Annotated in this window: 10 protein-coding genes and 1 pseudogene; 7 read left to right on the forward strand and 4 right to left on the reverse strand. The window is 70.7% G+C overall.

Features of this window, described 5'->3' with window-relative positions; genetic code table 11:
• Positions 1-106: 106 nt before the first annotated feature.
• Entirely contained in the window at positions 107-781 is a 675-nt protein-coding gene (locus ABZ370_RS33520) for a TetR/AcrR family transcriptional regulator (RefSeq protein ID WP_358628624.1), read from the forward strand.
• Here the strand turns inward: ABZ370_RS33520 and ABZ370_RS33525 are convergent, their stop codons facing one another.
• From ABZ370_RS33525 to ABZ370_RS33540, 4 genes and pseudogenes are all read right to left on the reverse strand, one after another.
• The gene (locus tag ABZ370_RS33525; protein ID WP_358628627.1) at positions 782-3,529 is read right to left on the reverse strand and encodes an ABC transporter substrate-binding protein; all 2,748 of its coding nucleotides are present in this window, start codon (positions 3,527-3,529) and stop codon (positions 782-784) included. It abuts the gene before it with no gap.
• A gap of 100 nt (positions 3,530-3,629) precedes the next feature.
• The gene (locus ABZ370_RS33530; protein ID WP_358628630.1) at positions 3,630-4,148 is read right to left on the reverse strand and encodes a DUF6299 family protein; all 519 of its coding nucleotides are present in this window, start codon (positions 4,146-4,148) and stop codon (positions 3,630-3,632) included.
• 59 nt (positions 4,149-4,207) lie between these two features.
• A pseudogene (locus tag ABZ370_RS33535) lies at positions 4,208-4,519 on the reverse strand (HTTM domain-containing protein); the annotation flags it as partial.
• 31 nt (positions 4,520-4,550) lie between these two features.
• Entirely contained in the window at positions 4,551-4,892 is a 342-nt protein-coding gene (locus ABZ370_RS33540) for a hypothetical protein (protein ID WP_358628633.1), read from the reverse strand.
• A gap of 230 nt (positions 4,893-5,122) precedes the next feature.
• Here ABZ370_RS33540 and ABZ370_RS33545 point away from each other — a divergent pair, with 230 nt between their 5' ends.
• From ABZ370_RS33545 to mmsB, 6 genes are all read left to right on the forward strand, one after another.
• Positions 5,123-6,283: a mandelate racemase/muconate lactonizing enzyme family protein gene (locus ABZ370_RS33545; protein ID WP_358628636.1), complete on the forward strand. Its 1,161-nt coding sequence runs from the start codon at positions 5,123-5,125 to the stop codon at positions 6,281-6,283.
• Positions 6,280-7,293 carry an alcohol dehydrogenase catalytic domain-containing protein gene (locus ABZ370_RS33550; protein WP_358628639.1) on the forward strand — a complete coding sequence of 338 codons (1,014 nt, stop codon included), beginning with the start codon at positions 6,280-6,282 and terminating at the stop codon, positions 7,291-7,293. The genes ABZ370_RS33545 and ABZ370_RS33550 overlap by 4 nt, the downstream gene beginning before the upstream one ends.
• Before the next feature lie 103 nt (positions 7,294-7,396).
• On the forward strand, positions 7,397-8,413 hold the full coding sequence (locus ABZ370_RS33555; RefSeq protein WP_358628642.1) for a hypothetical protein: 1,017 nt from the start codon (positions 7,397-7,399) through the stop codon (positions 8,411-8,413).
• A gap of 32 nt (positions 8,414-8,445) precedes the next feature.
• The gene (chvE, locus tag ABZ370_RS33560; RefSeq protein ID WP_358628645.1) at positions 8,446-9,555 is read left to right on the forward strand and encodes a multiple monosaccharide ABC transporter substrate-binding protein; all 1,110 of its coding nucleotides are present in this window, start codon (positions 8,446-8,448) and stop codon (positions 9,553-9,555) included.
• Between the two features lie 14 nt (positions 9,556-9,569).
• On the forward strand, positions 9,570-11,132 hold the full coding sequence (gene mmsA / locus ABZ370_RS33565) for a multiple monosaccharide ABC transporter ATP-binding protein (protein ID WP_358628648.1): 1,563 nt from the start codon (positions 9,570-9,572) through the stop codon (positions 11,130-11,132).
• Complete coding sequence (gene mmsB, locus ABZ370_RS33570) at positions 11,129-12,361, forward strand: multiple monosaccharide ABC transporter permease (RefSeq protein ID WP_358628651.1); 1,233 nt, start codon at positions 11,129-11,131, stop codon at positions 12,359-12,361. The genes mmsA and mmsB overlap by 4 nt, the downstream gene beginning before the upstream one ends.
• Positions 12,362-12,367: the final 6 nt, after the last annotated feature.

Here is a 12,367-nt window from a genome sequence, read left to right on the forward strand (position 1 = left end):
TCCGGACGCTCTCCGCGCCATCGTCGGGGTCATCGTGGACCCATTTCCCAGTAACCCGGTAGGTACCGTTATTGTTTCGTTATCAAACCTGTTCTACGGTACGTCCATGGACAGGCTGACGGACGACGGCTCCCCCACCGCCACCCGGCGCGGGCAGGAGCGGCGCGCGGAGATCGTCCGCTCCGCCCTCGAAGTGATCGCCGAGCGCGGCTACCGGGGCGCGTCCCTGAGCGCGGTGGCCGAGCGCGCCGGGCTCAGCCAGCAGGGGCTGCTGCACTACTTCCCCACCAAGGACGCCCTGCTCATCGCCGTGCTGGCGGAGCGCGACCAGTGGGACACCGGCGCCGCGCGCCGCGACGGCGGCGGCGCCTGGCCGCTGGACCTGCTGGCCTCCCTGGTGGAGTACAACGCGATGCGCCCCGGCATCGTGCAGACCTTCTCGGCACTGCTGGGCGAGAGCGTCACCGAGGACCACCCCGCGCGCGACTGGTTCACCCACCGCTACGAGCGGGTGCGCGCCGACATGGCGGACATCCTGCGCGGCGAGTTCGGCGACCGGCTGCCCGGCGGGCTCACCCCGGAGGACGCCGCGCCGCTGCTGGTCGCGGTGCTGGACGGACTCCAGTTCCAGTGGCTGCACGATCCGGACGCGGTGGACATGCCCGCCCTCTTCCGCGTCTTCGTCTCCCTGCTGGGACGGGGAGACGAAAACACCGGAGGAGACGGAGACACCGGACGAGACGACGACGCCGGAGGAGACGGAGACGCGGCGACCTGGTGATCAGTCGGCGGGGAGCGGGCAGGGGTACCGCTCCTTCGGCCCCCACTTCTTGCGGATGTCGGTCCCGGTGACCGCCCCGCACAGCAGCGCGGTCCGGGACGCGCCCTCGGGCGTGCCGTGCAGGACGGCCACCAGCTTGTCGGCGGTCAGCCGCCCGCCCCCGGCCACCCCGTGGGCGTCGATCCGGCCGGTCGCCCCGTTGTAACCGCCGCTGCCCAGGCCCTGGTAGAGCACGGCCTGCACCAGCTCCCGGTCCAGCCACCCGTCCCGCTTGCCGCTGCCCACCCAGGCCTCGTCGATGGCCTGGGACAGATAGCACAGGGCGTCCCAGGCCAGCGGGGAGTGTCCGTCGAGCCGCATCGCCCGGGCCAGCGGCTCGCGTTCGCGGCCGTACCGCGCGTCGTACGCCCGCATGTACGCCTGGGCGCTCTCGCCCCCGACCCGCGACGGCTCGCCGTGCGAGACGTAGTACAGATTCAGCCCCTGGAAGATCGCCCAGGGATTCTGGCCCAGCAGCAGCGCGTTGGTGACGTCGTCGCCGCCGAGCACGCTGACGGCCGGGCAGCCGTCGGCCATCCTGCTGTACTCGGACAGGAAGGTCACGAACTGGCTGCCGCGGGCCGTCCACACGACGCCCGCCGGCTCATCCCCGCCCGCCACCTGGCAGATCCGCTCCGCGAAGTCCTCCATCGTGTCGTACGACCGCCCGGCCGGTCCGGCGGCGCTCCCGCCCGTTCCCAGCAGCAGCGTCTCGACCGGACCCGACCGGTATGCGGCGCGGAACGACCGGGCCAGCCCGGAGCTGTACGGGTCCTTCGGATCGGCGATCAGCATCACCCGGCGCGCCTTCACCGGGGCGTGCCCGGGACGGGTGACCATCGCCGCCTCCCGGACGAAGGACGCCATGATCTGGGCGGCGCGGGAGTCGACGGGCGCGAGCTGATAGTAGTGCGGGCCCTGGGAGAGCAGGGAGTCGGCCGTGCCGGAGGTGCCGATCATGGGGATTCCGGCCGCGTCCAGCTTGCGGATCGCGGCGTACGTGGAGCCGCGGCTCTGGCCGAGGCCGACGGCGCCGACGATCGACGCGTCGCGCCGGGCCAGTTGGACGATGGAGTCGGCGACGGCCGGGGCGTCCTCGAAGAGATGGCCCGCGTTGGCGACCAGCACCCGCACCGGGACCCGGTCGTCCGACGCCAGCGCCAGGGCGTTGACATGGGCCTGGGCGAGCGCGATCCCGCGCAGCTCGGGCAGGGTGCCGCCGCGCACCGGGTCGTCGGCGCCCGCACCGCCGCTGAACGGGCCGATGTAGACCACCGTGCGATAGCGCGGGGACGCCTCGCCGCGGCGCCGCATCGCCGCGTCGACCTCGTCGTTCTGCCGGTCGATCGCCTCCAGCACCTCGCGGACCTGCCGCTCGTTGGTGCCCTTGGCGAACTGCTTGCCGGTGGTCACCCCGACGCACTGGCCGTCCTTGCCCAGGAAGGTCTGGCCCGCGCAGCTGTCGTCGCCCCCGCCCCACAGCGGCCGGTAGACGCCTCCGGCCACCAGGGCCAGCGTGACGAGCGCGATCAGCGCCACCCCCGCGATCTCGGTGCGCGGGCCCCAGCGGCGGGAGGGCGCGACCAGGGTGGGACGGCGGCCGAGCCAGTACGACGCCCGCTCGTCGTCCTCCGGCCCCTCGCTCACCGGCACCACGATCCCGGTGGGCTGGCCCGCGCGCATGCCCTGCCGCTCGACCAGCTCCAGTTCGGCGCCCGCGTGGGCCAGGTCGGCCGCCTCGATGTCCGGGATGCGGGACGCCAGCGAACGCGCCCCGGCCGCGATCGCGATCACCGACGTACAGCGCAGATCCTCGACGGCGGAGCGCAGTTCGCGTAAGAAGCGCTGCACCCGCGAGTCCAGCGCCCCGGCCTCCTCGAAGAGCAGCACGAACCGGGTGGTGCGGCGCATCCGCCACGGGTTGAAGCGGCGGCGGCGCACCGCCCGGTCCAGGTCCGCGAGCAGCGCGTGCATCAGCACCCGGTCCAGCCGCTCCGGGTCGCTGCCCTCGCCGCCGGGGACGTGGTCGAGCGCGGAGCGGAAGAAGTCGGTGGGCGGGGTGCCGCGCTGCAGCCGCGCCCACTCCGCGTACCAGCGGCGGTGGCGGCCGCGGCCGAGCATCCGGCGGCTGGCCCGGACGCCGAACAGCCAGCGCGGCAGGGTCTGGCACAGCGGCCCGGCCACGAAGTTCCACAGCAGCTCCACGAGCGAGCCGCCGCTCGCCTGGTCCCGGCCGCCGATGCGCCACAGCGTGTGAGCCGTACGCGACCAGCGGCGGTGCTCGTCGTAGCAGTGGTCGCGCAGATCGCGGTGGCGGTATTCGACGGGCCCGTCGATGGCCGGGGCCGTGACCACCGAGTGCAGCAGCCGGTAGCCCGGCAGCCGCAGCTGTCCGGTGTCCACCGGCATGGACTCGGCGAGCTGCAGCGCGATCTGCTCGAACAGCTCCAGCGGCGGCGGATCGGCGCCGGGCGGGAGCGCCGGGACGCACGCGTGCGGCGCCAGCACCTCGCTGCGGCCGCGCAGCCGCGACCGCAGCCCTCCCACGATCCTCCGGCCGGCCCGCCCGGCGCCCTCCTCCGTCAGCAGCACCACCGGCACCCGGCTGCGGCTGCGCCGCTGCTGGATGACCAGCTTGTCGAACGCCTCAACGAAGCGCTCGACACCCGGATACGCCGGGATGCGATCCCGTGGGTCCCCCGTCGCCATCGTCCCGGTCCCCCTTCTCCGGCCGCCCCTCACAAAGGCGGTGGAAGCAAGGGATATCCCCCGCGAGGGAGGGGCTCAAGCGCGACGGCGGGGGCGGGTCTCACATCTCGCGCGCCTCCAGCGTGATCGCGCGCTCCCCCACGGCCGCGGTCCGCGGAAGCGGAACGAGCGGCTGCTGGATCTCGAACCTCAGCAGGCTGCTCTCCACGAGCGCCGCGCCCGGCACGAAGTGCATGTTCGCGGCCTCCTGCACCGACCAGGCGTGCATCAGTCCGTCGCAGAGCGCCGGGCCGCCCCCGATCCCCTGCCGCAACTGGCCCTGCGACAGCGTGACGAGGATGTCGGCGCGCGGGATGTCCACACCGTCGCGCAGACAGCGGTACGTCCCCGACAGGGCGACGGTCCCGGTGGTGCTCACGTATCCGACGCGGTTCACGGTGACGCTGTTGCCCCACGGCAGCGGCAGGCTCTGCCGCCCCAGCTGCGGCATCCCGGGGACCCCGGACCCGGAGGCCGGGAAAGCGGGGGCGGGGGCCGGGGCCGCGTGGGCGGCTGGGGTGACGGGCGCGGCGATGAGCAGGCCGGTGACGGCACCGAGGAAGCGGCGACGGTTGCGCATGGGGTGGGTACCTCCGTGAAACGGGGCGGATTGCCTGAGGGGACGAAGTCCCTGTAGAGCTATCGGGCCCGCCCGGCGGCCTGCGGGAACCTCACCCCCGGGCGGCGTGTCCGATACCGCTGGCCGGGTGTTCCCGCGACGGCGGGTTGACCACGGCCCCGGCGGGGGGGGCGGCGTGTGCCCAGGGAGAGGAGGAAGGAGGTGGGCAGGAAGACCGCGTCCGAGACGATCATCATGGCGGACAGGAAGGGGATGCCCAGGACGACGGCGATCGCGAGGTGCTCCAGCATCAACACCGCCAGCAGCGCGTTCTTCAGCCGCCGATAGCCGAGCAGGAAGGGGAAGGCCACCTGCGCGAAGACCGTCCCGTAGCCGGGCCGCCCGGCCATGGCTCGGATGCCGCTATCCGCGGATGTTGACGCAGCCCCGGGCGGCGCCGGGCGCACCGCTGAACGCCGCGAGGGACATCCCGCCCGCACCGCCCGCGCCGAAGCCGACTGTGCTGGCGCCGGTGGTACCGATGCCGCCGCTGTCGCCACCTCCGCCCACCTGGCTGCCGAACAGCTCGTCGCAGTCGTTGCTCTGGGCCGTTCCGCCCCCGAACCCGGTGCGGAACAGTTCGGCCAGGGGCGGGACCGGCTGGGCCCGGGGGGCGGGGGCGTCGCCGTCCTGGTGGACGCCTCCGTAGGCAACTGCCGCGGCAGCGCACGCACTCAGGACAAGCGTTCGCAGTACTCTCTTCATCTGACCGCCTCTCTCGATAAACCTTCCCGTCAGCGGCGCAGCCTGCCCGGCGGCGGCACAGGGGCGCGGCACCGACACGACCGCGTCCGCCGAATGGCCCGAGACGAGGAGGTCCAGAGTCGATAACCATTCGACGCAGGGCCATTGACACCTCTGACGCCCGGTGATTACCGTCACGCCAGGATTTCGAACGTGTGACGAAATATCGAACATCGCGAAGGGTCATAGCCTTGCGCATCACCGGAATCAGTACGCATGTCGTCGGCACCCCCTGGCGCAATCTGACCTATGTGCAGGTCCACACCGATGAAGGCATCACCGGCGTCGGCGAGACCCGCATGCTCGGCCGCACCGATGCGCTCCTCGGCTATCTGCATGAGGCCGAGAAGAACCACATCACCGGGTCGGACCCCTTCGCGGTGGAGGACCTGGTACGCCGGATGAAGTACGGCGACTACGGCCGCGCGGGCGAGATCGTGATGTCCGGCATCGCCTGTGTCGAGATGGCCTGCTGGGACATCAAGGGCAAGGCGCTCGGCGTTCCGGTCTGGCAGCTGCTCGGCGGCAAGGTGACCGACAGGGTCAAGGCGTACGCCAACGGCTGGTACACGGTCGAGCGCACCCCCGAGGCGTTCCACAAGGCGGCCACCACGGTGGTCGAGCGCGGCTACCGGGCGCTGAAGCTGGACCCGTTCGGCACCGGCCACTTCGAGCTGGACCACGCCGAGACGCTGCACTCGCTCTCGCTGGTCGAGGCCGTGCGGGACGCGATCGGGCCGGACGCGGAACTGCTGGTGGAGATGCACGGGCGGTTCAGCCCGTCGACCGCCGTACGGATCGCGGGCGAGCTGGAGCGGTTCCGGCCGTCGTGGCTGGAGGAGCCGGTGCCGCCGGAGAACCTCAAGGCGCTGGCGAAGGTCGCGGAGAAGACGAACCTGCCCATCGCGACGGGTGAGCGCATCCACGACCGGATCGAGTTCCGCGAGCTGTTCGAGTCGCAGGCCGCCGACATCATCCAGCCGGACGTCGGCCACCTCGGCGGCATCAGCGAGACCCGCAAGCTGGCCGCGACCGCCGAGACCCACTACGTGCTGATCGCGCCGCACAACGTCGGCGGCTCGGTGCTGACCGCCGCGTCACTCCAAGTCGCGGGCTGCACCCCGAACTTCAAGATCCTGGAGCACTTCAACGACTTCGCCGACGCGGAGATCAAGAAGGTGGTCAAGGGCGCGCCGCAGGTCGTGGACGGCTACTTCGAGCTGTCGCACGAGCCGGGTCTCGGCGTGGAGCTGGACACCGACGCGGCGGCCGAATTCCCGCAGCAGCAGGCCCGGTTCGACCTGTGGGCCGAGGGCTGGGAGAAGCGGGACCCGAAGGGCGGGAAGCAGTGACCGCGCTCGTCCTCGACGCGCCCGGCGCGTTCCACCTCGACCACACCGCCCCGGCCGCGCCCGGGCCCGGGGACGCGCTGGTGCGGGTCCACGCGTCCGGGATCTGCGGCAGCGACCGGGAGGTCTACGAGGGGAACCGGCCCGAGGGCTACGTCCGGTACCCCGTCACCCCCGGCCACGAGTGGTCCGGGACGGTCGAGGCGGTGGGCGCGGGCGCCCCGGAGGCGCTCGTCGGCCGCAAGGTCGTCGGCGAGGGGTTCCGCAACTGCCAGGTGTGCGACCGCTGTCACGCCGGGGAGACCACGCTGTGCACGGCCGGGTACGAGGAGACCGGCTTCACCCGGCCGGGCGCGATGGCCACCACGCTGACCCTGCCCGCCCGGCTGCTGCATCCGCTGTCCGATGACGCCGACCTGAGCGCGGCCGCCCTGCTGGAGCCCGCCGCGTGCATCGCCGCCGCCGCGCTCAAGGCGAACGCCCAGCCGGGGCAGCGGGTCGCGGTGGTGGGCACCGGGACGCTCGGCATGATCGCCGTGCAGTTCCTGGCCGCCGTCTCCCCCGCCGAGCTGCTGGTGGTCGGGACCCGGCGGGACCGGGAGCAGCTGTCGCTGGACTTCGGGGCCACGGCGTTCCTGACGAACGACCGCCTCGACGACGTCCGGGGCGGCTTCGACATCGTTATCGAGACCGCCGGGTCCGCCCCCGCCGCCCGCACCTCCGCCGCGCTGCTGCGGCGCGGCGGACGGCTGGTGCTCACCGGGATTCCGGCGGAGGGGACGGCGGACGGGCTCGACCCGACCGACTTGGTCGTCCGGCAGATCGAGGTGCGGACCGTGTTCGGGGCCGCGCCGGACGCGTGGGCGCACGCGGTGCGGGTCTTCGACGCGGGGCTGCTGACGCTGCTGCCGCTGGTGACCCACGAACTGCCGCTCTCCGACTTCGCCACCGCCATCGAGCTGGTGGGGAGCGGTGATCCGAAGGTGGGCAAGGTGCTGCTGCGGCCCGCGTAGCCCTTTTCGTATCCCTCCCCGGGGCGCCCCGCGCCTCCGAAACCTGAACGGTCCTCAGAATTCGAGGGCTTCACCTAGTCCTTATGGCGATACAAGGAGCACCGTGACGACCGCCGCCTCAGCCCTTCCCTCCGGACCCCGCCGTCCCGCCGCCGACGCCCTCGCCCCGCTCGGCCACGCGGCGCCCGCTCCCGACCCCGCCGACGCCTCCGCGCACTCCTTCCCCGACGGCGGCACCTGGCGCACCGAGATCCCGTCCGTCGAGGGCCCGGAGGCGCTGGCCACCGTGTTCAAGGAGGCCGGGCGGCTCGACGTACCGATCCACCGGATCAGCCAGGGCAGCGGCGTCTGGATGCTGACCGACGCCGAGATCACCGAGATGGTGGAGTCCTGCGCGGAGCGCAATGCCGAGCTGTGCCTGTTCACCGGGCCGCGCGGCACCTGGGACATCGGCGGCGCCACCCGTTCCGACTCCGGCGGCGGAGGCCTGCGGGCCCGCGGCCACGACGCGGTCGCCGGATGCGTGGAGGACGCCCTGCGGGCCGCCTCGCTCGGCGTGAAGTGCCTGCTGGTCGCCGACGAGGGCGTGCTGTGGCTGCTGCACCAGCTGCGCGAGCGCGGTGAGTTGCCCGCCGACACCACCTTCAAGCTGTCCGCGCTGATCGGCCCGGTCAACCCGGCGTCGTTCGCGGTGTACGAGCGGCTGGGCGCCGACTCGATCAACATCCCCTCGGATCTGACGCTGGAACACCTCACCGAGATCCGCCGGGTCTCCCGCGCCCCGATGGACTTCTACATCGAGGCCCCGGACGACCTCGGTGGTTACGTACGTCTCTACGACGCGGCCGAGCTGATCCGCCGCGGCGCCCCCATCTATCTGAAGTTCGGGCTCAGCAAGTCTCCGGGGATCTACCCCTACGGCGCGCAACTGCGGGACGTGGCGCTGAACAGCGCGCGCGAGCGGGTGCGCCGTGGCCGGCTCGTGCTCGATCTGCTCGCCCGGCTGGGCGCGGACGGCGGGCTGTCGCCGCTGGGCTCCCGGCTGCCGGGGCCGCTGCGGCGCTTCCCCGTCACCGACGCCTCCGACGCCGCCACCGGCCCGGCCCCCCAGAAGTCCTGAGCAATGACGCCCCAGGGAAGGACCCCATCACCATGCGTACGGTAAGAGGCGCACGAGTCGCGGCGATAGGCGCCGGCCTCCTCGCGCTCTCGCTGACCGCCACGGCCTGTGGCCAGGAAGCGGTCGGCGGCAGTCGGTACAAGAGCAAGGAAAAGGGAGGGACGATCGGCATCGCGATGCCGACCAAGTCCTCCGAGCGGTGGATCACCGACGGCCGCAACGTGGCCAAGCAGTTCAAGGCGGCGGGCTACAAGACCGACTTGCAGTTCGGCGAGGACGACGTCCGCACCCAGGTGGCCCAGCTCGAAAACATGATCACCAAGGGCCACCGGCTGCTGGTGATCGCGCCGATCAACGGCGGGGCGCTCAACGACGTCCTGAAGCAGGCCAAAGAGGCCAACATCCCGGTGATCTCCTACGACCGGCTGCTCCTGGGCACGCCCAACGTCGACTACTACGCGACCTTCGACAACGAGAAGGTCGGCAGGCTCCAGGGCCAGTACATCGTCGACAAGCTGGGGCTGGCCAAGGGCCGCAAGGGCCCCTTCAACATCGAGCTGTTCGCCGGGTCGTCGGACGACAACAACACCCAGTACTTCTACAAGGGCGCCATGAGCGTCCTCAAGCCGTACATGGACAAGGGCGAGCTGGTCGTCCGCTCCAAGCAGACCAGCCTCAACCAGCTCTACACCGAGAAGTGGAGCGGAAGCGCCGCCCAGGACCGCATGGAGGACCTGCTCAACAAGGCGTACAGCAGCGACGACGTCGATGCCGTGCTCTCGCCGTACGACGGCATGTCCATCGGCATCCTCTCGGCGCTCAAGAGCGCCAGCTACGGGACGAAGTCCAAGCCGTTCCCGGTGGTGACCGGGCAGGACGCGGAGCTCGCCTCCGTGAAGTCCATCGCCCGGGGCCAGCAGACGCAGACCATCTACAAGGACCTGCGCAAGCTGGCGAAGGCCACCGTCGCGATCGCCAAGGCGAAGCTGACCGGCGGCAAGGCCCCGATCAACGACACCAAGTCGTACGACAACGGCAAGAAGGTCGTGCCGACCTATCTGCTCAACCCGGTCAGCATCGACAAGTCCAACACCCAGGTGCTGGTGGACGAGGGCTACTACACCGCGTCACAGCTGAAGTAGGGCGGATCCGAGCTATGAGCACCATTCTCGAATTGCGCTCCATCACCAAGACCTTCCCCGGTGTGAAGGCGCTCTCCGACGTCAACCTCCATGTGCGCCAAGGCGAGATCCACGCCCTGTGCGGGGAGAACGGCGCGGGCAAGTCCACGCTGATGAAGGTGGTCAGCGGCGTCCATCCGCACGGCTCCTACGACGGCGAGATCCTCTTCGACGGCGAGGCCTGCTCCTTCAAGGACATCCGCGCGAGCGAGCAGCGCGGCATCGTCATCATCCACCAGGAACTCGCGCTGATCCCGTACCTGTCCATCGCCGAGAACATCTTCCTCGGCAATGAACACGCCACCCGCGGCCTGATCAGCTGGAACGAAACTCTCAAGCACGCCAACACGCTGCTGAAGCGGGTGGGTCTGACGGATTCGCCGCAGACCCGGGTCGCCGACATCGGCGTGGGCAAGCAGCAGCTCGTGGAGATCGCCAAGGCGCTCTCCAAGGAGGTGAAGCTGCTCATCCTCGACGAGCCGACCGCGGCGCTCAACGACGAGGACAGCGGCAAACTCCTCGATCTGCTGCTGGAGTTCAAGGCGCAGGGCATCTCCTCGATCATCATTTCCCACAAGCTGAACGAGATCCGCAAGGTGGCCGACTCCGTCACCATCCTGCGCGACGGCCAGTCCATCGAGACCATGACGGTCCGGGAGACCCCCGAGTCCGAGCCGGAGGTCTCCGAGGACCGCATCATCCGCGGCATGGTCGGCCGCGACCTCGACAGCCGGTTCCCCGAGCGCACCCCGTACGAGGGCGAGGACGCCGCCGAGGTGGCCATGTCCATCGAGGACTGGACGGTGCACCACCCCATCGACCAGCAGCGCAAGGTCGTGGACGGGGTGTCGGTGAACGTCCGGCGCGGCGAGATCGTGGGCATCGCCGGGCTGATGGGCGCGGGCCGCACCGAGCTGGCGATGAGCGTCTTCGGGCGGACGTACGGGCGCTACGCGGGCGGCCGGGTCCTCCGCGACGGCCAGGAAGTCCGTACCCGTACCGTGCCGGAGGCCATCGACCACGGCATCGCGTACGTCACCGAGGACCGCAAGACGTACGGGCTCAACCTCCAGGACACCATCAGCCGCAACATCTCGCTCTCCTCGCTCCCGAAGGTGGCCCGCCGCGGCGTGGTCAACGAGCACGAGGAGTCGCGGGTCGCCGAGCGGTTCCGCAAGACCATGAACATCAAGGCACCCACGGTCTTCGAGCACGTCGGCCGGCTCAGCGGCGGCAACCAGCAGAAGGTCGTCCTCAGCAAGTGGATCTTCGCCGGCCCCGAGGTGCTCATCCTCGACGAGCCCACCCGTGGGATCGACGTCGGGGCCAAGTACGAGATCTACACGGTCATCAACGACCTGGCGGCGCAGGGCAAGGCCGTCGTCTTCATCTCCTCCGAGCTGGGCGAGCTGCTGGGGATGTGCGACCGGATCTACACGATGGCGGCCGGACGGCTGACCGGGGAGGTTCCCCGGGCCGAGGCGACCCAGGAAGTTCTGATGCGCCATATGACAAAGGACAGAGGAGACGAAGGATGAGCACGGCCACCCAGAAGACCGAGAGCCCGGCGCCACCGCCGGCCGAGGGGTCCAAGAGCCTCGGGACGCTGCTGCTGCAGGGCATGCGGACCAATATGCGGCAGTACGGGATGCTGGTCGCGCTCGCCCTGATCATCGTCATCTTCCAGATCTGGTCGGACAACATCCTGCTGCGTCCGGGGAACGTCACCAGCCTGGTGCAGCAGAACGGCTACATCCTCATCCTCGCCATCGGCATGATGATGGTGATCATCGCGGGGCATATCGATCTGTCGGTCGGCTCGCTCGTCGCCTTCATCGGCGCGGCCGCCGGCGCGATGATCATCAAGCATGACGTGCCCTGGGGCCTCGCGGTCGTCCTCTGCCTGCTGATCGGCGCGCTGGCCGGGGCCTGGCAGGGCTTCTGGATCGCGTACATCGGGATTCCGTCGTTCATCGTCACCCTGGCCGGAATGCTGGCCTTCCGCGGCGGCACCCAGATCCTGCTCGACGGGCAGTCCCTGTCGCCGTTCCCCGACGGCTTCGAGAAGCTGAGCACCGGATTCATCCCGGAGATGGGCCCGTACACGCAGTACCACAACCCCACGATGGTGCTCGGCCTCATCGTGTGCGCGGCCGTCGTCTGGCAGGAGTGGCGCGGCCGGCAGCAGCGTGCGGCCTACGAGCTGGAGGTGGTCCCGCTCGGGCTGTTCTTCACCAAGTGCGCGGCGATCGTGGCCGCCGTGATGGCGTTCACCATGACGCTCTCCAGCTGGCACGGCGCGCCGTACGGGCTGCTGATCCTGGCGGTGCTCTTCGTGATCTTCAGCTTCGTGATGCGCAACACCGTCATCGGGCGGCATGTGTACGCGCTCGGCGGCAACCAGCCCGCGGCCAAGCTCTCGGGTGTCCGGGACAAGCGCGTCACCTTCCTGGTCTTCGTCAACATGGGCCTGCTGTCCGCGCTCGCCGGAATGGTCTTCGCCGCCCGGCTCGGCTCGGCCACACCCAGTGCGGGCCTCAACTTCGAACTGGAGGCCATCGCCGCGGCGTTCATCGGCGGCGCGTCGGCCAGCGGCGGTGTCGGCACGGTGCTCGGCGCCATCATCGGCGGTCTGGTGCTCGGTGTGCTCAACAACGGCATGTCGCTGGTGGGCATCGGCACCGACTACCAGCAGGTGATCAAGGGACTGGTGCTGCTGGCGGCGGTCGGCTTCGACGTCTGGAACAAGCGCCGGGTCGGTTCGTAGTCCGTC

Source organism: Streptomyces sp. NPDC005962 (assembly GCF_040629205.1).
Classification (GTDB): Bacteria; Actinomycetota; Actinomycetes; order Streptomycetales; family Streptomycetaceae; genus Streptomyces.